Origin of the sequence: Aquabacterium humicola (assembly GCF_030167915.1) — a bacterium.
GTDB lineage: Bacteria > Pseudomonadota > Gammaproteobacteria > Burkholderiales > Burkholderiaceae_C > Pseudaquabacterium > Pseudaquabacterium humicola.
Window position 1 is genome coordinate 1,656,784 of the sequence record NZ_JARGNB010000001.1, and the last position, 25,075, is coordinate 1,681,858.

Annotated in this window: 21 protein-coding genes and 1 tRNA gene; 11 read left to right on the forward strand and 11 right to left on the reverse strand. The window is 68.6% G+C overall.

The genetic code is table 11. From position 1 onward, the window contains the following. Positions 1-50: 50 nt before the first annotated feature. Entirely contained in the window at positions 51-1,481 is a 1,431-nt protein-coding gene (gene pyk / locus P1K89_RS07385; protein WP_284615735.1) for a pyruvate kinase, read from the forward strand. Positions 1,482-1,503: 22 nt separating this feature from the next. Here the strand turns inward: pyk and P1K89_RS07390 are convergent, their stop codons facing one another. Further along, positions 1,504-2,541 carry an ATP-binding protein gene (locus tag P1K89_RS07390; RefSeq protein WP_284615736.1) on the reverse strand — a complete coding sequence of 346 codons (1,038 nt, stop codon included), beginning with the start codon at positions 2,539-2,541 and terminating at the stop codon, positions 1,504-1,506. A gap of 304 nt (positions 2,542-2,845) precedes the next feature. Between P1K89_RS07390 and fba the strand changes: the two genes are divergently transcribed. From fba to P1K89_RS07410, 4 genes are all read left to right on the forward strand, one after another. Then, entirely contained in the window at positions 2,846-3,910 is a 1,065-nt protein-coding gene (gene fba / locus P1K89_RS07395) for a class II fructose-bisphosphate aldolase (protein WP_284615737.1), read from the forward strand. A 114-nt stretch (positions 3,911-4,024) separates the two neighbouring features. Then, entirely contained in the window at positions 4,025-4,930 is a 906-nt protein-coding gene (locus P1K89_RS07400; RefSeq protein ID WP_284615738.1) for a phosphoribosylaminoimidazolesuccinocarboxamide synthase, read from the forward strand. Positions 4,931-4,950: 20 nt separating this feature from the next. Further along, entirely contained in the window at positions 4,951-6,069 is a 1,119-nt protein-coding gene (locus P1K89_RS07405) for a hypothetical protein (RefSeq protein WP_284615739.1), read from the forward strand. Positions 6,070-6,072: 3 nt separating this feature from the next. Beyond that, positions 6,073-7,215 carry a hypothetical protein gene (locus P1K89_RS07410; protein ID WP_284615740.1) on the forward strand — a complete coding sequence of 381 codons (1,143 nt, stop codon included), beginning with the start codon at positions 6,073-6,075 and terminating at the stop codon, positions 7,213-7,215. Positions 7,216-7,249: 34 nt separating this feature from the next. Here P1K89_RS07410 and P1K89_RS07415 read toward each other — a convergent pair whose 3' ends face one another. From P1K89_RS07415 to P1K89_RS07450, 8 genes are all read right to left on the reverse strand, one after another. Continuing rightward, complete coding sequence (locus P1K89_RS07415) at positions 7,250-7,702, reverse strand: hypothetical protein (RefSeq protein WP_284615741.1); 453 nt, start codon at positions 7,700-7,702, stop codon at positions 7,250-7,252. A gap of 213 nt (positions 7,703-7,915) precedes the next feature. After that, a complete protein-coding gene (locus P1K89_RS07420) occupies positions 7,916-9,139 on the reverse strand; it encodes a ribonucleotide-diphosphate reductase subunit beta (protein ID WP_284615742.1) in 1,224 nt (407 codons plus the stop codon). A 235-nt stretch (positions 9,140-9,374) separates the two neighbouring features. Continuing rightward, entirely contained in the window at positions 9,375-12,272 is a 2,898-nt protein-coding gene (locus tag P1K89_RS07425) for a ribonucleoside-diphosphate reductase subunit alpha (protein ID WP_284615743.1), read from the reverse strand. Positions 12,273-12,526: 254 nt separating this feature from the next. Next, positions 12,527-13,114, reverse strand: coding sequence for a 1,6-anhydro-N-acetylmuramyl-L-alanine amidase AmpD (gene ampD, locus P1K89_RS07430; RefSeq protein ID WP_284615744.1), 588 nt, complete (start codon positions 13,112-13,114; stop codon positions 12,527-12,529). Continuing rightward, the gene (locus P1K89_RS07435) at positions 13,111-14,649 is read right to left on the reverse strand and encodes a sigma-54-dependent transcriptional regulator (protein ID WP_284615745.1); all 1,539 of its coding nucleotides are present in this window, start codon (positions 14,647-14,649) and stop codon (positions 13,111-13,113) included. The genes ampD and P1K89_RS07435 overlap by 4 nt, the downstream gene beginning before the upstream one ends. Before the next feature lie 15 nt (positions 14,650-14,664). Next, a complete protein-coding gene (locus tag P1K89_RS07440; protein WP_284615746.1) occupies positions 14,665-16,632 on the reverse strand; it encodes a sensor histidine kinase in 1,968 nt (655 codons plus the stop codon). Then, a complete protein-coding gene (locus tag P1K89_RS07445) occupies positions 16,622-16,873 on the reverse strand; it encodes a PP0621 family protein (protein WP_284615747.1) in 252 nt (83 codons plus the stop codon). Before P1K89_RS07445 ends, P1K89_RS07440 begins: the two co-directional genes overlap by 11 nt. A gap of 11 nt (positions 16,874-16,884) precedes the next feature. Continuing rightward, positions 16,885-17,784 carry a cytochrome C assembly family protein gene (locus P1K89_RS07450; protein WP_284615748.1) on the reverse strand — a complete coding sequence of 300 codons (900 nt, stop codon included), beginning with the start codon at positions 17,782-17,784 and terminating at the stop codon, positions 16,885-16,887. 71 nt (positions 17,785-17,855) lie between these two features. On the opposite strand from P1K89_RS07450, the gene ffh reads away from it, so the two are divergent. Together ffh and P1K89_RS07460 are read left to right on the forward strand one after the other, a co-directional pair. Continuing rightward, positions 17,856-19,211 carry a signal recognition particle protein gene (ffh, locus tag P1K89_RS07455; RefSeq protein WP_284615749.1) on the forward strand — a complete coding sequence of 452 codons (1,356 nt, stop codon included), beginning with the start codon at positions 17,856-17,858 and terminating at the stop codon, positions 19,209-19,211. A 127-nt stretch (positions 19,212-19,338) separates the two neighbouring features. Further along, complete coding sequence (locus P1K89_RS07460) at positions 19,339-20,019, forward strand: DUF2726 domain-containing protein (protein ID WP_284615750.1); 681 nt, start codon at positions 19,339-19,341, stop codon at positions 20,017-20,019. Here P1K89_RS07460 and ftsY read toward each other — a convergent pair whose 3' ends face one another. Continuing rightward, positions 20,020-21,252, reverse strand: coding sequence for a signal recognition particle-docking protein FtsY (ftsY, locus tag P1K89_RS07465; protein WP_284615751.1), 1,233 nt, complete (start codon positions 21,250-21,252; stop codon positions 20,020-20,022). Positions 21,253-21,317: 65 nt separating this feature from the next. Here ftsY and P1K89_RS07470 point away from each other — a divergent pair. The 3 genes from P1K89_RS07470 to miaB all read left to right on the forward strand — a co-directional run bounded on the left by P1K89_RS07470 (position 21,318) and on the right by miaB (position 23,229). Then, a tRNA-Met gene (locus P1K89_RS07470) sits at positions 21,318-21,394 on the forward strand. A gap of 61 nt (positions 21,395-21,455) precedes the next feature. Next, entirely contained in the window at positions 21,456-21,836 is a 381-nt protein-coding gene (locus P1K89_RS07475; RefSeq protein WP_284615752.1) for a hypothetical protein, read from the forward strand. Between the two features lie 19 nt (positions 21,837-21,855). Continuing rightward, positions 21,856-23,229, forward strand: coding sequence for a tRNA (N6-isopentenyl adenosine(37)-C2)-methylthiotransferase MiaB (gene miaB, locus P1K89_RS07480; RefSeq protein ID WP_284615753.1), 1,374 nt, complete (start codon positions 21,856-21,858; stop codon positions 23,227-23,229). Between the two features lie 16 nt (positions 23,230-23,245). On the opposite strand, the gene P1K89_RS07485 is transcribed toward miaB, so the two are convergent. Continuing rightward, a complete protein-coding gene (locus P1K89_RS07485) occupies positions 23,246-23,521 on the reverse strand; it encodes a hypothetical protein (protein ID WP_284615754.1) in 276 nt (91 codons plus the stop codon). 206 nt (positions 23,522-23,727) lie between these two features. On the opposite strand from P1K89_RS07485, the gene hemA reads away from it, so the two are divergent. After that, positions 23,728-25,029: a glutamyl-tRNA reductase gene (gene hemA / locus P1K89_RS07490; protein WP_284615755.1), complete on the forward strand. Its 1,302-nt coding sequence runs from the start codon at positions 23,728-23,730 to the stop codon at positions 25,027-25,029. Positions 25,030-25,075: the final 46 nt, after the last annotated feature.

A 25,075-nucleotide genomic window follows, 5' to 3' on the forward strand; every position in this document is an offset into this window, starting at 1 on the left:
GCAGGACCCCGATAATCCGGAACTCAGTTACACCACCCACAGAGCAGCCCATGTCACGCGCCACCAAGATCGTTGCGACCCTCGGCCCGGCTTCCAGCGATCCCGAGGTGCTCGAGCGGCTGCTGCGCGCCGGCGTCGACGTCGTGCGCCTGAACTTCAGCCACGGCAAGGCGCAGGACCACATCGACCGCGCCCGCCTGGTGCGTGAGACTGCTGACCGCGTCGGCAAGCCGGTGGCGCTGATGGCCGACCTGCAGGGGCCGAAGATCCGCGTCGGCAAGTTCGAGGAAGGCAAGGTGATGCTGGTGCCGGGCGCGCCCTTCATCCTCGACGCGTCGCGCACCGACCCGGGCAACGTCGACATCGTCGGCCTCGACTACAAGGAGCTGCCGCGCGACGTGCGGCCCGGCGACCTGCTGCTGCTGAACGACGGCCTGCTGGTGCTGACCGTCGACAGCGTGCGCGGCGACCGCGTGCACACGATCGTCAAGATCGGCGGCGAGCTGTCGAACAACAAGGGCATCAACAAGCAGGGCGGCGGCCTGACCGCGCCGGCGCTGACCGCCAAGGACATGGACGACATCAAGACGGCCATGTCCTTCGGCTGCGACTACCTCGCGGTGAGCTTCCCGAAGAGCGCGACCGACATGGAGATGGCGCGCCAGCTGGCCAACGTCGCCGGCGAGCCGTACCGCCACAAGCCGGCGATGATCGCCAAGATCGAGCGCAGCGAGGCGATCCCGGTGCTCGAGCAGATCCTGAGGGCCAGCGACGGCATCATGGTGGCGCGCGGCGACCTCGCGGTGGAGGTCGGCAACGCGGCGGTGCCGGCGCTGCAGAAGAAGATGATCCGCATGGCGCGCGAGATGGACAAGGTGTGCATCACCGCGACGCAGATGATGGAGAGCATGATCGTCAACCCGGTGCCGACACGGGCCGAGGTCTCCGACGTCGCCAACGCGGTGCTCGACGGCACCGACGCGGTGATGCTGTCGGCCGAGACGGCCGCCGGCAAGTACCCGGTCGAGACGGTCGAGCACATGGCGCTGATCGCGCTGGAAGCCGAGCGGGCGGAGGACGTGCAGCTCGAGGCCGACTTCATCAACAAGCGCTTCGGCCGCATCGACCAGTCGATCGCGATGGGGGCGCTCTTCACCGCGCACCACCTGGGCTGCAAGGCGATCATCGCGCTGACCGAGTCCGGCTCGACCGCGCTGTGGATGAGCCGGCACAACATCCATGTGCCGATCTTCGGCATGACCTCGCAGCACACGTCGCAGCGCCGCATGGCGCTGTACCGCAACGTGCAGCCGATCCTGATGCCCAACCACACCGACCGCGACCAGGCGCTGGCCGATGCCGAGCGCGTGCTGGTGCAGCGCGGCGTGCTGAAGCCGGGCGACACCTACGCAATCACCTGCGGCGAGCCGATGGGCTACCCGGGCGGCACCAACATGCTGAAGGTCTGCCGGGTCAACTGACCCGGCTTCAGCGGCGCGCGATTCAGGCGGCGAACGCCACCGTCTCGCGCACCGAGCCGATCATCGCCGCGACGCGCGGCGCCATGTTCACCGGCACCAACTGCAGCTCGGGATGCTGCGCGCCGAAGACGCGGAAAAGCTCGTCGGTGAAGCCATGGCCGACGTCGGCCAGGCCTTCGAAGTCCAGCTCGACGCGGCGGAACTGCGCCAGCCGCGACGCCACGCGGCGCGCCTGTGCCCGCGACTCCAGGCCGGACTGTTCCTGCGTGATCAGCTTCAGCGGCACCACGGTACGCTCGAAGCCGTAGCCGGCGCCGTCCAGGCTGTAGCGGTGCAGCACCTGGTCCAGGGTGCGCTCGGTGTCGACGCAGATCGCGACGTAGACCGAGGTGCCGACGCGGCAGGCCGGGCGGCTGCGCTGCCACCACTGGTCGCGTTGCCACTCGCGCTGCTGGAACGCGGTGTCATTGGCGTGCAGGTCGAAGATGTCGGCCAGCTTGGCGCTGAAGAAGAGGCCGCGGCCGGTGTGCGCCTGCGGCTGGCTGGTCAGCTTGCCCTTCGCGAGCTCGAGCATCGCGACGGTCGGGTCGGTGATCTGGAAGCGCTCGGCGACGGTCTGGAACACGCCGCGGCCGTCGTCGGAAACCAGCAGCTGCAGCTGCGTGGGCGTCTGGCGCATCGACACGGTGACGCTGGCGCCGCCCGAGTGGTCGATGGCGTTGTTCAGCAGCTCGGTGAAGACATGCTGGGCGATGCGCGCGACGTTGGCCTTCAGCTCGAAGCGGCCGGCGAAGTCCTGCGACCACGGCAGGTCCTCCTGCAGGCCGTCCAGGTTGTAGCGGCGCACCACCTGGCGCAGCGAGCCGGGCTTGTAGACCGCCTTGCGCGAGACGCCGTCACGCTGGAGCCACTGCGCTTCGACCAGCTTGTTGAGCTGGTTGCGCGCGCTGGTGCGGCTGATCGACAGGCGCTGGGCGACGTAGGCCGGCAGGTCCTGCGGGTGGGCGAGCACGGCTTCGGTGATCCAGGGCGTGAGGTCGGCGAGGGTGATGCGGGCCATGTCGACGGTCCTTCCGGCGCGGACGGTGCGCCTTGAGTCTGGGCTCCAGTGTCGGCGCCAGGGCCAGCGACTTCAGTTCGAAAAGCGGGCAATCCCCGGCCTATTTCGTTGTCGTTCAGCCGCGCCCGGCGCATGATCGGCACGGTCCGACCCCGCGGGCGGGGGCGGGCCGGCGCCGGGGGCGCCCGTACAATCCCTGCCCCAGTTACCGCGTGGTTTCATCCTGCGGCGCGCCGCTTGCCAGGCGCCCTGGACGCAGCTGAAATCCCGCCAGCGCATTCACTCCACTTCGCAGGAATCCACCATGCCACTCGTCTCGATGCGCCAGCTGCTGGACCACGCCGCCGACAACGGCTACGGCATCCCGGCCTTCAACGTCAACAACCTGGAGCAGGTGCAGGCCGTGATGTCGGCTGCCGCCGAGGTCGATGCCCCGGTGATCCTGCAGGCCAGCGCCGGCGCCCGCAAGTACGCCGGCGAAAGCTTCATCAAGCACCTGATCCAGGCCGCGCTGGAGGCCTATCCGAAGGTGCCGCTGGTGATGCACCAGGACCACGGCCAGAGCCCGGACGTCTGCAAGGGCGCGATCGACCTCGGCTTCACCTCGGTGATGATGGACGGCTCGCTGGAAGCGGACGGCAAGACCATCGCCAGCTACGACTACAACGTCGGCGTCACCAAGAAGGTCGTCGACATGGCGCACGCGCTGGGCGTCACCGTCGAAGGCGAGCTCGGCTGCCTGGGCTCGCTGGAGACGATGCGCGGCGACAAGGAAGACGGCCACGGCACCGAAGCCACGATGACGCGCGAGCAGCTGCTGACCGACCCCGAGCAGGCGGCCGACTTCGTCAAGCGGACGCAGCTCGACGCGCTGGCCATCGCCATCGGCACCAGCCACGGCGCCTACAAGTTCACCCGCAAGCCCACCGGCGACATCCTGGCGATCGAGCGCATCAAGGAAATCCACCGCCGCATCCCGAACACGCACCTGGTGATGCACGGCAGTTCCAGCGTGCCGCAGGACCTGCTGGCCGAGATCCGCAAGTACGGCGGCGACATGAAGGAGACCTACGGCGTGCCGGTCGAGGAGATCCAGGAAGCCATCAAGCACGGCGTGCGCAAGATCAACATCGACACCGACATCCGCCTCGCGATGACGGCCGCGATCCGCAAGTTCTTCTTCGAGAACCCGAGCAAGTTCGATCCGCGCGAGTACCTGAAGCCCGCGCGTGAAGCCGCCAAGGCCATCTGCAAGCAGCGCTACCAGCAGTTCAACTGCGAAGGTCAGGGCGGCAAGATCCAGGCGCTGGCGCTGACCGCCGTCGCGCAGCAGTACGCGAGCGGCCAGCTGTCGCAAGTGGTCAACTGACGCCCTCGCTTCACCGACGCATGCAGAGCCCGCCACTGGCGGGCTTTGTTTTTTGTCCGGGCGACAATCCCGGGCGCAGAGTTCCTCCCCTTCCCTGTTGTTGCGAGCATCGCCATGAGCACCTCCGAGCCCACCGTCTATGAGACCCGACTGCATTCGCTGCCGCTGCTGGCGCGCGGCAAGGTGCGCGACAACTTTGCGGTCGGCAACGACCGCATCCTGATGGTCGCGTCGGACCGCATCTCGGCCTTCGATGTCGTGATGGGCGAGCCGATCCCCGGCAAGGGCGCGCTGCTGACCAGGATGGCGCTGTTCTGGTTCGGCAAGCTCGGGCATGTGGTGCCGAACCACCTGACCGGCGAGACGCCGGAGAGTGTCGTCGCTGCCGACGAGGTCGAGCAGGTGCGCGGCCGTTCGATGCTGGTCAAGCGCCTGAAGCCGCTGCCGATCGAAGCCGTGGTGCGCGGCTACCTCGCCGGATCGGGCTGGAAGGAGTACCAGGACAACGGCCGCGTCTGCGGCGTGCCGCTGCCACCGGGGCTGCAGAACGCCAGCCGCCTGCCGCAGCCGATCTTCACGCCGGCCACGAAGGCCGAGGCCGGCGAGCACGACGAGAACATCAGCTTCGAGCGCACCGTCGATCTGATCGGCGCGCCGCTGGCTGAGCAGGTGCGCGAGACGGCGATCCGCCTGTACACCGAAGCGGCCGCCTACGCGCTGACCCGCGGCATCATCATCGCCGACACCAAGTTCGAGTTCGGCCTCGACGAGAAGGGCCAGCTGACGCTGATGGACGAGGTGCTGACGCCCGACTCGTCGCGCTTCTGGCCCTTGGACTCGTACCGCGAAGGCGTCAATCCCCCGAGCTTCGACAAACAGTTCCTGCGCGACTGGCTAGAGTCGGCCACCGTGGACGGGAAGCCCTGGCCCAAGCGCGCACCCGCGCCGCCGATGCCGCAAGAGATCGCCCAAGCGACCGCCGACCGCTACCGCACCGCGCTGCAGATGCTGGCGCCATAGCGCACGACCCGGGAGGACCCATGGACTCGATACTGCTGACCGAGCTCGACAAACGCATTCGAACGAGCCCGGACAGCGTATCGTGGGCGCGCGACGTGCTTCGCGCGGCCTCCCACTTCGCCCGCCAGGGCCAGGTCGACGTGGCGCTGAAGTGGATGGACAGCGTCAAGCAGCACTTCGGCAATCGCATCGATCCGGAGGTGGCGTGCTGGTTGATGTTGGCGGAGGGGATGCTGCAGTACTTCCAGCTCCGCTGGCAGGACGCTCATGATCGGTTCCGAGGCGCCTACGGCACGGCGGTGACCTTCGCCGCCGCCCGCGCACGACCCTGCTGCGCGGCCTGGATGTCCCACATCGAGTTCAACGAGGGCCGCTACGACTCGATGATTCGCTTCATCGGCGAAGCATGGTCTACCGCTGCGCCGGACGACCACCAGACACGCGCGCGGGCCGCCCTGGTGATGGCTTGCGCACAACACTATGCGTCGTCGTTCAAGCAGGCGCGATCCTGGTACGAGCGAACGAGGTGGCATGCGACCGCCGAAGGCGATGGGGCGACGATGAGCTCGCTGATGCACAACATGGCTGCATTCAGGACCGCATCAGTGTGCATGTCGGATGCCTTCGGCTCGGCGTCCCCGGCGGAGACGCAACAAGCCTTGATGGAAGCGTCGTCCGCGGCGAGCTACGACCTGGCAACCGGCTCGGCGTCATACCACCGCGCGACCATTCCGCTGATACGAGCGCAGCTGTTAGGCGTGCAGGGCAAGTTCGACGATGCGCTGGTGATCCTGACCACCATCGACGCGCAGCGGCTGCCACCACGGCAGCGCCTGATCATTGCAATCGAACGCGCGCGATGCCTGGCCAAGCTGGACCTGCGTGAACACGTCGATCAGTTTGTCCAGGAGGCCACCGGTCCTGAACAGGCCCGGCTGGAGGACGACGACGCCGCTTACGTGTACGCGAGGCTTGCCGAAATCGAGGCGCTGACGGATCGGCGGTATGTCGACGACAGCTTGTCCCGTGCGAATGCGGCGATGCGCCGACATCGGGAAGTGCAGACCGCTCTGGAGGGTCAGTTGATCGAGCTCGAGTCCCGGCTGCACCTGCCGCCCTTGGCGAAGGCGGAGGACTGAGCGATGGAATCGATACTTCTGACCGAACTCGACAAGCGAATTCGTGCCAGCGCCGACAGCGTGTCCTGGGCTCGGGACATGTGTCGCGCCGCGTCGCACCACGCCCGGCAAGGGCAGGCCGACGTGGCGCTGAAGTGGCTGGACAGCGTCAAGCAGCACTTCGGCAAGCGCATCGACCCCGAGGTCGCCTGCTGGCTGATGCTGGCCGAGGGCTTGGTGCACTACTATCAGCTGAGGTGGGTGCCTGCTTGCGACCTATTCCGCGGCGCCTATGGGATCGCATTCGCGTTCAACGCCGAGTCTGTGCGGCCAGCTTGCGCTGCGTGGATTGCACTCATTGAGTTCAACGAAAGCAACTTCGACTCGATGATTAGGTTCCTCGATGAGGCGCTGTGCGACGCGGCTGTCGATGACCATCAATGTCGTGCCCGCGCGTCGCTCACTTTGGCCGACGCGCTGAACTTTTGCTCATCACTCTCGAAGGCGCAGCCCTGGTACAAGCGCGCACGACACCACGCCGCCGCAGAAGGGGACGGGGCGACCATGAATGCATTGATGCACAACATGGCGGCGTACCAGGCCGCTCGCGTGCGCATCGCAGATGCCTTCGGAACACCGCTGCTGGCCGAAGCGAAACAAGCGTCAATGCAGGCATCCTCCGCCTTCAGCTACGCGCGCGCGGTGGGCCTATCGACGTGGATGCTATCAACGGCACCATTGCTCCAAGCCCAGACACTCGCGATACAAGGACAGTACGACGATGCGCTGCGGCTTCTTAGCGCAGTAGACGCGGAGGGGCTCCCGCCCCGCGATCGAGCCATGTTGGCAATCGAGCGCGCGTGGTGTCTAGCTCAACTGAATTGCTTCGAACACGTCGAGGCTTATGCGGTTGAAGCTACGCGCGCTGAAGAGGTTTCTCAGGACGCCGACGACCTTGCCTACATTTACGCACGACTAGCGGCGGTCGAAGATCGCATGGGTCGGAAGTTTGTTGAGAACTGCGCAGAGCGCGCCGCGGATGCCCTTGCGAAGCACCGAGATGTACAGCAAGCGCTCGAAGCGAAGCTAGATGCGCTCGACCAGCGTCTAAAGCTACTAGATCAGCGCTCGGCCGGCGACGACCAGAAAGAAAAGACCCGGCACTAGGCCGGGTCCTTCAGGTGCTAGCGCACGGCGGTGCTCAGGGCTTGTTCCCGGTCGGGAACGGCCACGCAGCGGCCGGGCTCAGCGCGGTCTTCGCAGCAGGGGCAGCAGGGGCGGCCGCAGGGGCAGCGGGGGAAGCCGGCGCCTTCTTCGCGGCAGCCTTCTTCGCCGGGGCCTTCTTCGCAGCGGCCTTCTTCGCCGGGGCGGCCTTCTTCGCCGCGGCCTTCTTCGCCGGTGCCGCCTTCTTGGCCGGTGCCGCCTTCTTCGCGGCAGCCTTCTTGGCCGGTGCCGCCTTCTTCGCTGCAGCCTTCTTGGCCGGTGCCGCCTTCTTGGCAGGTGCCGCCTTCTTCGCCGGCGCCTTCTTGGCCGGTGCGGCCTTCTTCGCCGGCGCCTTCTTCGCGGCGGCCTTCTTCGCCGGCGCGGCCTTCTTGACGCTCGCCGGTTTCTTCGCTGCAGCCTTCTTGGCCGGAGCCTTCTTCGCAGTTGCCATGACGATCTCCTTGATCAAGTTGCAAAACACGCCCCGACCGCTCGAGCGCCGGGGCCATTCACCGGATCGGATGCCTGCCGGTTGACCGGCTTGTTCATCCGCCCCGGTGAACCGGGGAGCAGCGCCTGTCGAAGCTTCTGTCGGCTTCGCTCAGGCGACTGCGGATCTTGATCTGCGTGGGGTGACCGTCCGGCGTCTGTCGCGCCGATTCGATCAGTCCCAACTCAATGCGCCACCGGATTGATACTCGATGACGCGGGTTTCGAAGAAATTCCTTTCCTTCTTCAAATCGATCATTTCGCTCATCCACGGGAACGGGTTCTCCTCGTTCGGGAAGAGCGCTTCGAGGCCGATCTGCGTCGCACGCCGGTTGGCGATGTAGCGCAGGTAGCCCTTGAACATCGATGCGTTGAGGCCCAGCACGCCACGCGGCATGGTGTCCTCGGCATAGCGGTACTCGAGGTCGACGGCCTTCAGGAACAGGGCCTTGATCTCGGCCTTGAACTGCGGCGTCCACAGCTGCGGGTTCTCGAGCTTGATCTGGTTGATCAGGTCGATGCCGAAGTTGCAGTGCATCGACTCGTCGCGCAGGATGTACTGGTACTGCTCAGCCGCACCGGTCATCTTGTTCTGCCGGCCGAGCGCGAGGATCTGCGTGAAGCCGACGTAGAAGAACAGGCCTTCCATCAGGCAGGCGAAGACGATGATCGAACGCAGCAGCGTCTGGTCGGCTTCGAGCGTGCCGGTCTTGAAGTTGGGATCCATGATCGCGTCGATGAACGGGATCAGGAACTCGTCCTTCTCGCGGATCGACGCGACCTCGTGGTACGCGTTGAAGATCTCGCCTTCGTCGAGCCCGAGCGACTCGACGATGTACTGGTACGCGTGCGTGTGGATGGCTTCCTCGAAGGCCTGGCGCAGCAGGAACTGGCGGGCTTCGGGCGCGGTGATGTGCCGGTAGGTGCCGAGAACGATGTTGTTCGCCGCCAGCGAATCGGCGGTGACGAAGAAGCCGAGGTTGCGCTTGATGATGCGGCGCTCGTCTTCGCTGAGACCGTTCGGATCCTTCCACGTCGCGATGTCGCGCGACATGTTGACCTCTTGCGGCATCCAGTGGTTCGCGCAGGTGGCGAGGTACTTCTCCCACGCCCACTTGTACTTGAACGGGACCAGCTGGTTGACGTCGGTCTGGCCGTTGATGATGCGCTTCTCGGCCGCGTTCACGCGGCGCGTGCTCTTCGCGGCAGCCGGTGCGGGCGTCGCACGCGGCAGCGTTTCGGTGGTCGATGAAGTCGGAGGCACCGCGGCTTGCAGCGCCGTCGCGGGCTGCTGCATCAGCGTCGATTGTTGAGCGCGCGTGTCACCTGCCATCGGCGTCGCGCTGCTCTTCGATTGAGTCGTCGATGGGAGTCGAACGTCGTCTTCCCAGACCAGCATGTGTGTGCTTCCTATGGTCGCGAATTATCGGAGTGTTGTGTTCAAACACCAAGCACTTCTTGACTTTTGCGCAGCCTCGTTGTTGTCCTCATGCATCGTTGCGAACGATCGCAACGCATGCACGAGGCCCTCATCGCGGCCGCACCACATCGTCGTCATGCGGTGTCGTTCGAGCGCGTGCCCGCTCACGCGCGCTGCATCGCTGACAGGCCTCGAGTCACTGACAAGCTTCGAGTCACTGACAGGCTTCGCAGTCGGGGTTGTCGATCGAACAGAACTTGATGTCGCTCGCCGGCGTTTCGTCGATCACCTCGACCGGCGCAGCGCTCGCGGCCATCGACGTCGTCGTGCTGCTCGACACCGCGTTCAGCGCACCGCTCGCGATCGTCGACTTCTCGGCATGCGTCGCGCCGCGCGTGCGCAGGTAGTAGGTGGTCTTCAGTCCGCGCAGCCAGGCGAGCTTGTAGGTGTCGTCGAGCCTCTTGCCCGACGCACCGGCGATGTAGATGTTCAGCGACTGCGCCTGGTCGATCCACTTCTGGCGGCGCGCGCCGGCTTCGATCAGCCACAGCGGCTCGATCTCGAACGCGGTCGCATAGAGCTGCTTCAGTTCCTCGGGCACGCGGTCGATGCGCTGCAGCGAACCGTCGAAGTGCTTGAGGTCCATGACCATCACGTCGTCCCACAGCCCGAGCTTCTTCAGGTCGCGCACGAGGTACTCGTTGATGACGGTGAACTCGCCCGACAGGTTGCTCTTGACCGACAGGTTGCCGAAGCAGGGTTCGATCGAGGCCTCGACACCGATGATGTTGGAGATCGTCGCCGTCGGTGCGATGCCGATGCTGTTGGAGTTGCGCATGCCGTGCTGCGCGATGCGCGAGCGCAGCGCGTTCCAGTCCATCGTCTGCGAACGATCGACCTCGACGTAGCTGGTGCCCTCGGCGCCCCCGCGCTGCTCGCGCAGCAGGTCCAGCGTGTCCAGCGGCAGGATGCCCCGATCCCACAGCGAACCGCGGTAGCTCGAGTAGCGGCCGCGCTCCTCGGCGAGCTCGGTCGAGGCCCAGTAGGCGTAGTAGCAGATCGCTTCCATCGAGCGGTCGGCGAACTCCACCGCCGACTGCGAGCCGTAGGGAATGCGCAGCTGGTACAGCGCGTCCTGGAAGCCCATCAGGCCCAGGCCCACCGGGCGGTGGCGCAGGTTCGAGTCGCGTGCCTTCTTGACCGCGTAGTAGTTGATGTCGATGACGTTGTCGAGCATGCGCATCGCCGTGCTCACCGTCTTCTTCAGCTTGGCGTGGTCGATCTGGCCGTCGACGAGGTGCTGCGCGAGGTTCACCGAGCCGAGGTTGCAGACCGCGATCTCGGTGTCGCTGGTGTTCAGCGTGATCTCGGTGCACAGGTTCGACGAGTGCACGACGCCGACATGCTGCTGCGGCGAGCGCACGTTGGCCGCATCCTTGAACGTGATCCACGGATGCCCGGTCTCGAACAGCATCGACAGCATCTTGCGCCACAGGTCCTTGGCCGGCATGCGCTTGTAGAGCTTGATCTCGCCGCGGTCGACCTTCTCTTCGTAGGCGACGTAGGCCTTCTCGAAGTCGGCGCCGAACTTGTCGTGCAGGTCGGGGCAGGTCGACGGCGAGAACAGCGTCCACTGGCCGCCCTCGTGCACGCGGCGCATGAACAGGTCCGGAATCCAGTTCGCGGTGTTCATGTCGTGCGTGCGGCGGCGGTCGTCGCCGGTGTTCTTGCGCAGCTCGAGGAACTCCTCGATGTCGAGGTGCCAGGTCTCGAGGTACGCGCAGACCGCGCCCTTGCGCTTGCCGCCCTGGTTCACCGCGACCGCGGTGTCGTTGACGACCTTCAGGAACGGCACGACGCCCTGGCTCTTGCCGTTGGTGCCCTTGATGTACGAACCGAGCGCCCGCACGCGGGTCCAGTCGTTGCCCAGGCCGCCGGCGTACTTGCTCAGCAGCGCGTTCTCCTTCAGCGCTTCGTAGATGCCGTCGAGGTCGTCGGCGACCGTCGTCAGGTAGCAGCTCGACAGTTGCGAGCGCTGCGTGCCGGAGTTGAACAGCGTCGGCGTCGACGACATGAAGTCGAAGGACGACAGCACGTCGTAGAACTCGATCGCCCGCGCCTCGCGGTCGATCTCGTTGAGCGACAGGCCCATCGCGACGCGCATGAAGAAGGCCTGCGGCATCTCGATGCGCACGTCGGACACGTGCAGGAAGTAGCGGTCGTACAGCGTCTGCAGGCCGAGGTAGTCGAACTGCTGGTCGCGTTCGGCCTTCAGCGCGGCGCCCAGCCGCGCGAGGTCGAACTGCCCCAGCTTCGCGTCGAGCAGTTCGGCCTCGATGCCGCGCTTGATGAATTGCGGGAAGTAGTCGGCGTAGCGCTCGCCCATCTGCGCCTGGGAGACCTCCTCGCCGAGGATCTCCTTGCGGATCGTGTGCAGCAGCAGGCGCGCGGTGGCGCGGCTGTAGGCGGGCTCCTTCTCGATCAGCGTGCGCGCGGCGAGGATCGCCGCCTTGTGCACCTCGTCGATCGGCACGCCGTCGTAGAGGTTGCGCCGCGTCTCGGCGAGGATCGGCGCGGCCGTGACGTCCGCGCCGAGTCCGGCGCAGGCCGACTCGATCAGCGCGCGCAGCCCGGCCAGGTCCAGCGGCACGCGCTGGCCCTTGTCGAGCACATGCAGCTGCGGCTCCTGCGGCTGCGCCGGCTGCACCTGGCGCGCACGCTCCTGCGCGCGGCGCTCGCGGTACAGCACGTAGGCGCGCGCCACCTCATGATGGCCGCTGCGCATCAGGCCGAGCTCGACCTGGTCCTGCACGTCCTCGATGTGGAAGGTGCCGCCGCCGGGCCGCGAGCGCAGCAGCGCGCGCACGACGGCTTCGGTCAGCGCATCGACGGTCTCGCGCACGCTCGCCGACGCGGCACCCTGCGTGCCGTGCACCGCGAGGAAGGCCTTCATCAGCGCGACCGCGATCTTGTTCGGCTCGAACGACACCACCGAACCATTGCGGCGGATGATCTGGTAGCCCGCGTAGGCCGACACCGGCGCGCCGGCGGGCGCGGTGCTCGCGGCAGGCGGAAGACCGGCTTCGAGCGTCCTGCTGATGACTGTTTGCATGCGTACTCCTCTTTCTGGGCAGCAGTCGACCGATCGGGCCGCGAACACGCTGTTCGCCCGAGCTGCCATGGATGGGCCGGGGATCGGTCGGGTGTGGATAAGGTGTGGAGATGCCGTGGAGTGCCGGTGGACCGTTGGACACTACATCTAGGGCCAGATCGGAACTCTAGACACTACCTATAGCGTACACCAGCCGGTGTTTCCCCGCACCCACGGCGCTTGTGGTAGGCGGGCCACGGGCGCCTCGGCGGGCGCTAGCCGACGGGCGGAAAGCGCTGCGCCGTCCAGCGCAGCCGGCGCTGCAAACCGACCCAGTCGAAGCCGGGACCGGGGTCGATCTTGCGGCCCGGCGCGACATGTTCATGGCCGACGACATGGCGGATCGGATGGCGCGCGCGCACGGCGCGCAACAGCGGCACGAGGGCGTCGTACTGCGCACGCTCGAAGTGCTGCCCTTCGAGGCCCTCCAGTTCGATGCCCACCGACCACGAGTTGCAGTCGTCTCGCCCCTGCCAGCGCGAACGGCCGGCATGCCACGCGCGCCGATCGGTCGACACGAACTGCAGCAGCTCGCCATCGCGCCGGATCACGAAGTGCGCCGAGACCTCGACGCCGCGGATCTGCCGGAAGTACGGATGAGCATCCCAGTCGAGCCGATTCGTGAAGAGGCGCTCGATCTGATCGCCGCCGTACTCGCCCGGCGGCAGGCTGATCGAATGCAGCACGACGAGCTCGACGGCCGCACCCGCGGGACGCGGACCCTCGTTGGGCGATTCGATGCGCCGCGCCGACGGCCACCAGCCGTCGTCAGACCACGCTGCGCGCAGCGACGGCCCGCTCACTCCCCATGGTCCGACAGGTTGATGCCCAGCCGCGCCATGCGGTAGCGCATCTGCCGCAGCGACAGGCCGAGGCTGGCGCCGGCGGCGGTGCGGTTGTAGCGGTGGCGCTCGAGCGCGCGCATCAGCACATCGCGCTCGACCTGGTCGAGGTAGGCGACGAGGTCGGTCGGCAGCGGCGCGGGCTCGGCCGCCGCGCGCGGCACGGCCGCTGCGCTCGCCGTCTCGGCGACCGGCGCCTCCGGTGCCGGCCAGTCGGCATCGTTGCCCGCCTCACCGTCGGCGAGGCCGAGGTCGCGCTGCTCGATCAGGTCGCCGCCGGCCAGCGTGACGGCGCGGTGCAGCAGGTTCTCGAGCTCGCGCACGTTGCCCGGGAAGTGATAAGCCCGCAAGTGAGCGAGCGCCTCGGCCGACAAGCGCGGGGCCGGGCTCACGCCGGCATCGCGGGCGATGCGCTGCAGCACCGCGCCGCAGATCGCTTCCAGGTCGTCGGTCCGCTCGCGCAGCGGCGGCATGCGGACCTGGATCACGTTCAGCCGGTAGTACAGGTCCTGGCGGAAGCGTCCTTCCTGCACCTCGGTCGCGAGATCCTTGTGCGTGGCGCTGACGATGCGCACGTTGACCGGCATCTCGCTGACCGCGCCGAGCGGCCGCACCGAGCGCTCCTGGATCGCGCGCAGCAGCTTGCTCTGCATCGACAGCGGCAGGTCGCCGATCTCGTCGAGGAAGAGCGTGCCGCCGTGCGCGGCCTGGAAGAAGCCTTCGCGGTCCTCGGTCGCGCCGGTGAACGCGCCCTTGCGGTAGCCGAAGAACTCGGCTTCCAGCAGCTGCTCGGGAATCGCGCCGCAGTTGACCGCGATGAAGGGCTGCGCCGCGCGGCTGCTGACGCCGTGAATCGCCCGCGCGACCAGCTCCTTGCCCGTGCCCGACTCGCCCTGCACCATCACCGGCGCCATGCCGCGCGCGACCCGCTCGATCATCGAGCGCACCTGCTGCATCGCCGACGACCCGCCGATCAGGCGCGCCAGCGAGGGATGCAGTCCCGGCGCGGCCTCGGCGACGATCGCCGCCGGCGCCGTCGGGCGCGCGGCCGGCACCGCCGTGGGCGCAGGCGCCGCGGTCGTCGGCAGCGACGCCGGCTTGACCAGCGGGCCGGCCTGCGGCGCACGACCGAGCGCCGAAGCGACGACGCCGCGGAACTGGCGCAGGTCCACCGGCTTGGTGAGGTAGTCGAAGGCGCCGGCCTTCAGTGCCTCGACCGCATTCTCGGCCGAGCCGTAGGCGGTGATGACGATCGTCTTCTCGGCGCGATCGGCGGCCTCGAGCCGCCGCAGCAGGTCGAGCCCGCTGCCGTCGGGCAACCGCATGTCGGTGATCACGACGCTGTAGCTGCGTTCGGCCAGCCGTTGCCATGCTTCCTCGACCGAACCGGCGGTCTCGACGTCGTAGCCTTCGCGCACCAGCGTCAGCTCGTACAGCGTGCGCAGATCGGGTTCGTCGTCGACGACCAGCAGGCTCGGGGCGGCGGGTGGGGGCATCTCGGTGCGGAAGGTCTACGGGTTCGTCGGCGCACCGCGCATCGAGACGCGGAACACGTTGCGGTGCCGCTCGCCCGGCGCACCGGCGCGGTACTCGATGCTGGCGCGGTGACGTTCGCACAGCTCGCGGCAAATGTACAGACCGAGGCCGGTGCCGCGGCTGCGCGTCGAGAAGAAGGGTTCGAACAGGTGGTGCTCGACGTCGGCGCTGATCGGCGCACCGTCGCTGCCGATGGCCAGCAGCGCGCCGTCCTTGCGGCGCGGCAGCAGCTCCAGCCGCACGGCGCCCGATCCGTCGGTCGCATGGCGATGCGCGTTGTCGAGCAGGTTCACCAGCACGCGGCGCAGGTGTTCGGCGTCGAACAGCACCAGCAGCGGCGCCGAGGGCAACCGCAGCTCGATGCGGGTTGCCGCGGCGGCAGGGTCGAGCCCGCACGTCGCCTGCCACTCGGCGACGATGCGCGACACCTCGGCCGTCGCGTCGATCACCTGCTGCTGGTGCGCCGCGCCCGGCGCCACCGCCATCACGTCGTCGACGATGCGCTTGAGCCGCTCGACGTTGTCCTCGACGATGCGCGCCAGCTTCTGCTGCGGCCCCGGCAGCGGATCCTCGAGCATCAGCGCATTGGCCTGGGCGATCGCCGCCAGCGGATTGCGTATCTCGTGCGCGATGCCCGCCGACACGCGGCCCATCGCGGCGAGCTTCTCCTGCCGCATGCGCGCCTGCACGCTGCGCAGGTCCTCGAGGAACAGCACACACACGTCCTGCGGCGGCGTCGCCACGTCGTCGATGCCGCTGCGGCGGGTGAATCGCGCCCGCACCTGCACGGTTCGACCGGCGGCCAGGGTGATCTCGCGCAAGGCGTCGGGCCAGTGGCCGAGCCCGTAGGCGAGCTCCACCGCGGACAGCAGGGCCGACCAGCCGGGATCGTCGTGCAGCGTGAACGACGAGGTGGCGTCGCTCGCCGCACCGCCGAGCATCGAGCGCGCGGCGGGGTTGGCCGTGCGCACGCGCAGGCGCCGGTCGACCACCATCACGCCGTCGGCCATCTCCTCGATCACCAGGCGGTTCAGCCGTGTCTGCTGTCGCGCGAGGGCCAGGCTGCCGCGGGCGGCGCGCTCCTCCCGCGCCAGTCGTTGCGCCAGCTCGCCCGACAGCAGCGAGATGACGAAGGCGCCGATGCCCGCCAACCCGGCCTGCGTCATCAGCGCGATCGTGAATTGCCCGGCCGCCGCACTGCGCCAGACGCCGGCCAGCAGCACCAGGGTCACGAAGGCCGCGGTCGCCAGCGCGGCGAGCCGCTTGGTCATCACGCCGGCCATCAGCACCGGCAGCGCCAGCAACGCCGCGAAGTTCAGCTGCGCGACCGGGTCGAGCAGGTGCAGGGCCGAGAACGCGAGCAGGTCGACGCCGATCGTCAGGGTCCACTGCCGGCGTGCCAGGCGCGGCTGTCCGATCGCCCCGGCCGCCTGTCCGCGGCCGGGCAGCAGCCACATCGACAGTGCCTGCGTTGCGTAGGCCAGGCAGAGCGCCAGCATCGGCCACGACAGGCGTGCGCCCATCGCGGTCATGACCCAGGGCGTCAGCACGAGCGCGGCGCCGAGCACTGCGCGCGCCGTCAGGTAGGCGCGGAAGATGCGTCGCAGCGCGCTGCCCTCGCTCGACACGATGCGGCGGGCCTCGCGGGCGAGGAAGCGGCTCTCCGACGCCGACTCGGCATCGTCGTCGAGCCAGGGCCCGCCGTCGGCGTCGCCGAGGAAGGTCGAGCGCGCGCCGCCGGCCAGCGCGCCGAACCACGAGTCCTCGTCGAGCTCGCGCGGTTCGCTGCGCCGATCGCTGCGGCGCCGGTCGGTCTGCCGCCGGTCGGTCTGCCGCCGGTCGTTTTGCCGCCGATCGACCTGGCGCCGTTCCTCGACGCGCGCCGCCGGCGCGGCAGCGCCCGAACGCGGCCGCGGTGCGGCCGGCGCGCGTTCAGCGTCCATCCGGTCCGCGCGGCCCGAGGCGCCGATGCGCTTCTCCGCAATAGACATGGCGCCCGTCGAGCACCGCGTCGGCGGCCGGCAGGTGCAGCCCGCAATGCGCGCACTCGACCATGGCCGTCGGCGTCGATGAGGGCTTCGATCGGTCCTCGCGCGGCTCGCCAGGCGGCGCCGGACCGCGCAAGCGCTTGGCCACCATCCACAGGCCGATGCCGATCACCAGCAGCAGGAGCAGGTATTTCATCGTGCCGCCCTTCAGGTCGAGCTGCGGCCGAGCACGACCTCGAAGACGAAGCGCGAGCCGACGTAGGCCAGCAGCAGCAGCACCGTGCCGGCGTAGAGCCAGCGCGTCGCGCGGCGGCCGCGCCAGCCGCGCAGCAGGCGGCCGCCGATCAGCGCCGCGAAGACGGCCCAGCCGAGCAGCGAGAACACCGTCTTGTGATCCCAGCGCCAGCGCGCCGCGGTGACGAAGCCGAGCACCAGCGCGAAGGTCAGCACCACGAAGCCGGCTTCGACGAAACGGAAGGTCAGGCGTTCGAGCCGCAGCAGCGGCAAACCGAGTGGCCCCTGCGCGGGTGTCTTGTGGCGACGCAGCTGCCGCTCGGCGCCGTCGAGCAACCAACCATGCAGCACCGCGGCCCCGAAGAGCCCGTACGACGCGACGCCGAGCACCCAATGCAGCGGCGCCCACGGCGATGCCACCGCCCGCACATCCCCTGGAAAGGCCCAGGCGAGCACGACGACGATCGCCCCGCCGACCGCCAGTGCGCGCCGCACCGACGGCAAGGGCACGAAGCGGCTCTCGACGATGTGCACCGCGACCACCAGCCACAGCGTCAGGGACAGCACCGGCCCGAAGCCGAGGCGCGCGCCGGTGTCGCTGCGACCCCAGCCGCCGATGTCCAGCGCCAGCAGTGCGGCGTGCAGCAGCCAGCCGACGATCAGCGCAGGCGCCTGCAGGCGCAGCGCCGACGCCGGTGCGGCATCGGCCGCATCGGGCGAAGCGGCGCGCGCCGGCCAGGCGGCCACCGCATAGGCCAGCACCGACGCCAGTGCCAGGGCCAGCGGCGCCGGCCCGAGCGTGGTTCCGGCAGCGCTCGAAGCCACCAGCGCGCCCGAGGATGAGCCCGACGAGAGGGCCGACGATAGAATCATCGAGGACAGTGTACTTTCGCGGCCTGCAGGGCTCGACGGCGTCGACAGCAGCAGCCTGCCCACCCAAGCCGATGGCCTCCACCCTTTCAGACCGCCTGTCGCGCCTCGTCAAGACGATGCGCGGCCAAGCCCGCATCACCGAGAGCAACGTGCAGGACATGCTGCGCGAGGTGCGCGTCGCGCTGCTCGAAGCCGACGTCGCGCTGCCGGTGGTGCGCGAGTTCATCGCCCGCGTCAAGGACAAGGCGCTCGGCCAGGACGTGGTCGGCTCGCTCAATCCGGGCCAGGCGCTCGTGGGCGTCGTGCACAAGGAGCTGGCGCGCACGATGGGCGAAGGCGTGGCCGACCTGAACCTCGCCGTGCAGCCGCCGGCCATCGTGTTGATGGCCGGCCTGCAGGGCGCCGGCAAGACGACGACGACCGCCAAGCTCGCCAAGCACCTGATCGAGCGCCGCAAGAAGAAGGTGCTGACCGTCTCGGCCGACGTCTACCGGCCCGCCGCGATCGAGCAGCTGAAGACGGTGACGCGCCAGGCCGGCGCCGAGTGGTTCCCGTCGAGCGGCGAGCAGAAGCCGCGCGACATCGCGCTGGCCGCGCTGGACCACGCGAAGCGCCACTACTTCGACGTGCTGCTGGTCGACACCGCCGGCCGGCTGGCGATCGACGAAGCGCTGATGGCCGAGATCCGCGAGCTGCACGCGCTGCTGAACCCGGTCGAGACGCTTTTCGTCGTCGACGCGATGCAGGGCCAGGACGCGGTCAACACCGCGAAGGCCTTCAAGGAAGCGCTGCCGCTGACCGGCATCGTGCTGACCAAGCTCGACGGCGATTCGCGCGGCGGCGCGGCATTGTCGGTGCGGCAGATCACCGGCGCCCCGATCAAGTTCGCCGGCGTTTCCGAGAAGATCGACGGGCTCGAAGTCTTCGACGCCGAACGCCATGCCGGGCGTGTGCTGGGCATGGGCGACATCGTCGCGCTGGTCGAGGAAGTGCAGAAGAGCGTCGACCTGGACGCCGCGCAGAAGCTTGCCGACAAGGTCAAGTCCGGCGACGGCTTCGACCTCAACGACTTCCTGATGCAGATCTCGCAGATGAAGAAGATGGGCGGGCTGTCGGGGCTGATGGACAAGCTGCCCAGCGCGCTCACGGCCAAGGCCGGCAATGTCGACATGGATCGCGCCGAGAAGGACGTGCGGCGCATGGAAGGCATCATCCACTCGATGACCGCGCTCGAGCGCCGCAAACCCGAACTGATCAAGGCCAGCCGCAAGCGCCGCATCGCCGCCGGCGCCGGCGTGCATGTGCAGGAAGTCAACCGCCTGCTCAACCAGTTCGAGCAGATGCAGGGCATGATGAAGAAGATGAAGGGCGGCGGCCTGATGAAGATGATGAAGCGCATGGGCGGCATGAAGGGCCTGATGCGCTGAAGCGTCCGGAAGGGCGGCCCCGATCGGGCCGTGCCGTAGCAGTCGGACACACTTGTCGCAGCGAAATGACGCGCTGCGTGACTTTCAGGGCTTCAGTCCGACGGCCGGACTGCCGAACATTCCGGCCATGCTGCCCGTCGATCCCACCGCCGTACTCGCGATCGCCGCCATCCTCGTGCTGGTGCTGTCCTTTGTTGCCGGCCGTCGCCGACGCCCGGTCGCCCGGCCGAGTTCCCGACGGGAAGCGCAGGACGCCGCTGCCGAGTTCACCCCCCAGGCTGCACGCGTGCTGACCGTCGCCGAACGCCAGGCCCATACGCTGCTGCGCCAGGCGATGCCGGGTTACCTGGTGCTGGCGCAGGTGCCGTTGTCGCGCTTCCTCGGCGTGCCGGCGAAGCAGTCGGAGTGGCTGCAAGCCATCGCCGGCCTGAGCGCCGACCTGCTGCTGTGCGACAGCGGCTCGCGCGTGCTGGCCGTGATCGACGTTCGCCCCGCGCGGCTGAGCGAGAACAGCAAGCGCCGCCACGAGCGCATGACCACGCTGCTGCGCAAGGCCGGCATCAAGGTGCTGTCGTGGCAGGCCGAGGCCTTGCCGGACGTTGCGCTGGCCCGCCACCAGCTGCTGCCGATGCTCGCCGCGCCGTCGGCGGCACGCGAGCAGGCGTCGAGCAATTCGCGCCCGATGCCGCTGATCCCGGTCGCCGAGATCCTCGCCGAAGGCGACAAGGACCACGACGACACGTCGATGGAGCCGGTGCCGTCCGCGCTGTTCGACGACTTCGAGCCGGTGCCCGTGCAGGCACGCTGATCAACCCAGCAAGGCCTGCGCGAATTCACGCGCGTCGAAGGTCTCGAGGTCTTCCAGCCTTTCGCCGACGCCGATGAAGTAGACCGGCACCGGCCGCTCGCGCGCGATCGCAGCCAGCACGCCGCCCTTCGCCGTGCCATCGAGCTTGGTGACGATCAGGCCGGTCAGCTTCAACGCATCGTCGAAGGCCTTCACCTGCGTCAGCGCGTTCTGGCCGGTGTTGCCGTCGACCACCAGCAGCACCTCGTGCGGTGCACTCGCATCGGCCTTGGCGATCACGCGGCGGATCTTCTTCAGCTCTTCCATCAGGTGCAGCTGCGTCGGCAAGCGACCGGCGGTGTCGGCGATCACGACGTCGCGGTTGCGCGCCTTGCCGGCGGCCACCGCATCGAAACTCACCGCGGCCGGGTCGGCGCCTTCCTGGCTGATGATCTCCACCTTGTTGCGATCGGCCCAGACCGCCAGCTGCTCGCGCGCTGCAGCACGGAAGGTATCGGCCGCGGCCAGCAGCACGCTCTGGTCGGCATCGGCCAGATGGCGCGTCAGCTTGCCGATGCTCGTCGTCTTGCCGGCACCGTTGACGCCGACGACCATCATCACCGTCGGAGTGAATTCGCCGACGACGAGCGGCTTCTCGAGCGGCTTCAGCAGGTCGGCGATCGCGTCGGCGAGCAGCGCCTTGACCTGCTGGGGATCGGTCGCGCGGGTCTCCTTGACGCGGCGCTTCAGGTCCTCGAGCAGGTGCTCGGTGGCCTTGACGCCGGCATCGGCCATCAGCAGCGCAGCCTCGAGCTCCTCGTACAGCGCGTCGTCGATCTTGGTGCCGACGAAGACCTGCGAGATGCTGGCACCGGTCTTCTGCAGTCCGCCGCGCAGGCGGTCGACCCAGCGCTCGCGCGACGGCGGTGACGGCGAGAACATCGCGAGGCCGCCGCGCATGTCGACCGGTTCGCCTGTCGCGGCGGGTGCCGGTGCGATCGTGTTCGGCATCGGCACCGCCGGCGCGCGCGGCACGGGCGGAACCGGCGCGGCGGGCTGCACGACGGGTGCGGCCGCGGCGGGTGCAGGCGGCGCGGGTGAAGGCGATGTCGGGACCGCAGGCGCGGGCTTGAGCGCGGCCGGCGCGGTTGCGGGTGAAGCTGCGGGCGCGGGTGCGGGCGCTGTGGCCGGTGCATCCCCCATCGTGAAGATCGGAGCAGGCGGCGGCGCCTTCTTCTTGAAAAAGCTGAACATGAAGGTCCGTGTGGCGGGCCCGCTTGGCGAACCCTCGAAACGTGCCGCTATAATCGCGGGCTCTTGGCGCTTTAGCTCAGTCGGTTAGAGCGACGGAATCATAATCCGCAGGTCCGGGGTTCGAGTCCCTGAAGCGCCACCAGATCCCGGCCCGAGCATCTTGCTCGGGCCGTTTTTCTTTCCACAGCCCCTGGGTCTACACCATGCTTCGCTGTGTGCTCACCGCGCTCGCCGCGGCCACCGTCGCCGTGCCGGCGGCCGCTCAACTGGCGCGCCAGTTCCCGGCCAACGCGCTGCGCGGCAGCTTCCAGGTCGTGCAGCCGCCGGACGTGCAGCTCAACGGCAAGCCGGCGCGCCTGGCACCCGGCGCGCGCATCCGCGGTGCCAACGGCATGCTGCAGATGTCCGGCGCGATGGTCGGCCACAAGCTGCTGGTGCACTACACCATCGACGACAGCGGCAACCTGCACGACGTGTGGGTGCTGACGCCGGCCGAGGCCGCGCGCAAGCCCTGGCCCACCACCCCCGCCGAAGCGCAGCACTGGTCCTTCGACTGGGGCGCGCAGCACTGGACCAAGCCGTGAGCAACACAAGGAGGCGGTCATGACGACGCCCGCGAAGAAGGTCTTCATCCGCAGCTTCGGCTGCCAGATGAACGAGTACGACGCCGACAAGATGGCCGACGTGATGCGCGCGGCCGAAGGCTACGAGCCCACGAACGATCCCGAAGAGGCCGACCTCATCCTCTTCAACACCTGCTCGGTGCGCGAGAAGGCGCAGGAGAAGGTGTTCTCCGACCTCGGCCGCGTCAAGCACCTGAAGAGCAAGGGAGTGCTGATCGGCGTCGGCGGCTGCGTCGCCAGCCAGGAAGGCGCGGCGATCATCGAGCGCGCGCCCTACGTCGACGTCGTCTTCGGCCCGCAGACCCTGCACCGCCTGCCGGCGCTGATCGCGCAGCGCGCACGGCAAGGCCGGCCGCAGGTCGACATCAGCTTCCCCGAGATCGAGAAGTTCGACCACCTGCCGCCGGCCAAGGTCGACGGCGCGACCGCCTTCGTCTCCATCATGGAAGGCTGCTCCAAGTACTGCTCGTACTGCGTCGTGCCCTATACGCGCGGCGAGGAAGTCAGCCGCCCGTTCGAGGACGTGCTGGCCGAGATCGCCGGACTGGCCGCGCAAGGCGTCAAGGAAGTGACGCTGCTGGGCCAGAACGTCAACGCCTACCGCGGCACGATGGGCCGCCCGGCGAAAGGCGACGGCGAGATCGCCGACTTCGCGCTGCTGCTCGACTACATCCACGAGGTCCCGGGCATCGAGCGCATCCGCTACACCACCAGCCATCCGAACGAGTTCACGCCGCGGCTGGTCGAGGCCTACGGGCGGCTGCCGAAGCTGGTGAACCACCTGCACCTCCCGGTGCAGCACGGCTCGGACCGCATCCTGATGGCGATGAAGCGCGGCTACACCACGCTGCAGTACAAGAGCACGATCCGCAAGCTGCGCGCGATCCGCCCCGACATCAGCCTGTCCACCGACTTCATCGTCGGTTTCCCCGGCGAGACCGCCGAGGACCACGCGAAGTCGCTGCAGCTGATCCGCGACGTCGGCTACGACGCGAGCTTCAGCTTCGTCTTCAGCCCGCGCCCCGGCACGCCGGCGGCCAACCTGCACGACGACACGCCGCAGGCGCTGAAGCTCGAACGGCTGCAGGAACTGCAGGCGTTGATTGAAGAGAACGTGCAGCGCATCAGCGCCAGCCGCGTCGGCACGGTGCAGCGCATCCTCGTCGAAGGCCCGAGCCGCAAGAATGCGCTGGAGCTGATGGGGCGCACCGAGTGCAACCGCATCGTCAACTTCGACGGCGGCCCGCTGCGTGACCGGCTGGTGGGCCAGCTGATCGACGTGCGCATCACGCAGGCGCTGCCGCACTCGCTGCGCGCCGAGGTGCTGACGAAGGACGACGTGCTGGCGGCCTGAAGCAGCCGCGGCGGCCTCAGCGCCGGCGGAAGCCCGCCCACCACAGCGCCGCGGCGCAGGCGAGCACCATCGCCCCATACGTGCCCATGCGGCCGTCGCGGCCGGTGATCACCAGGCCGGCCAGCAGCGCGAAGGTCGAGGCCCCGGCGGCCCAGCCCGCAAGTCGCTGCCAGCGCACACCGGCGAGCTCGCGCCGCCACAGCAGCTTGGCCAGCCCGCCGGCGATCAGCCCCAGCCCGATTCCGGGCGCGACGAGGTTGAGCAGGTGCCAGACAGCATCGAGAAGGTCCATCGCGCCGGGGGGGGAAATCTGCCGGCGCGGGACTTGAGATGCGTCAAGCGCACGTCGTCCCCGCACCGCGGTAGCAAATGCATCAAATTCTATAATCGCCGAACTATGAGCCCCCAGCTCACTTCGTTCGCGGCCCCGGGGATCCGAAGGACCCCTTGCGGGAGCCATGGGCGCTCAGCGCTTTTCGGGCGGCCGGGCAGGCACTGATGAGTGTGTTCACCCTCGGCCTGAACCACATGACCGCGCCGGTGGACCTGCGCGGCCGGTTCGCGTTCGCGCCGGAACAACTCTCCCCCGCGCTTCGCGGCTTTCAGGAGCGCCTGCGCCGGGCGCTGCCGGAAGCCGCGCTGCTGTCGACCTGCAACCGCACCGAGCTCTACGTCGCCGCCGCGCCCGCGACCGTGCGCGAGCTGGTGACGCCGGCGGTCGACTGGCTCGCGGCGCAGGGCGGCGTGCAGGCCGACCAGCTGCGCTCGCACACCTACGTGCTCGAACAGCGCGAAGCTGCGCGCCATGCCTTCCGCGTCGCGTCGGGCCTCGATTCGATGGTGCTCGGCGAGCCGCAGATCCTCGGCCAGATGAAGCAGGCCGTGCGCGAGGCCGATGCCGCCGGCACGCTCGGCACCACGCTGCACCAGCTGTTCCAGCGCTCGTTCTCGGTCGCCAAGGACGTGCGCAGCTCGACCGAGATCGGCGCGCATTCGATCAGCATGGCCGCCGCCGCGGTACGGCTGGCCTCGCAGCTGTTCGAGGACCTCGCCGACATCAACGTGCTGTTCGTCGGCGCCGGCGAGATGATCGAACTGGTCGCCACGCACTTCGCCGCACGCGCGCCGAAGGCGATGGCCATCGCCAACCGCACGCTCGAGCGCGGCGAGAAGCTCGCCGGCCGCTTCGGCGCGCAGGCGATCCGCCTGGCCGACCTGCCGCAGCGCCTGCACGAGTTCGACGCCATCGTCTCCTGCACCGCCAGCACGCTGCCGATCATCGGCCTGGGTGCGGTGAAGAGCGCGCTGAAGGCGCGCCGCCACCGGCCGATGTTCATGGTCGACCTCGCGGTGCCGCGCGACATCGAGCAAGAGGTGGCGACGCTGGAAGACGTCTACCTCTACACCGTCGACGACCTGTCGAGCCTGGTGCAGAGCGCCGGCGAGAAGCGCCAGGCCGCCGTCGCCCAGGCCGAGGCGATCATCGATGCCGGCGTGCAGAGCTTCAGCCACTGGCTCGACCAGCGCGCCAGCGTGCCGCTGATCCAGGCGCTGAACGCGCAGGCCGACGAGTGGCGCAACGCCGAGATCCAGCGCGCGCGCAAGCTGCTGGCCAAGGGCAACGACGTCGACAGCGTGCTCGAAGCCCTGTCCCGCGGCCTGACGCAGAAGATGCTGCACGGCACGCTGGCCGAGCTGCACGCCAGCGAAGGCGCCCAGCGCGCGCAGATGGCCGACACGGTCGCGCGCCTGTTCCTGCGCCAGTCGCCGCGCAACCCGGCGGACGACGACCGCCGTTAGCCTCGCTGCCTGCGTACGGCCGACGGGGCCCGCTTCCCGACGGCCG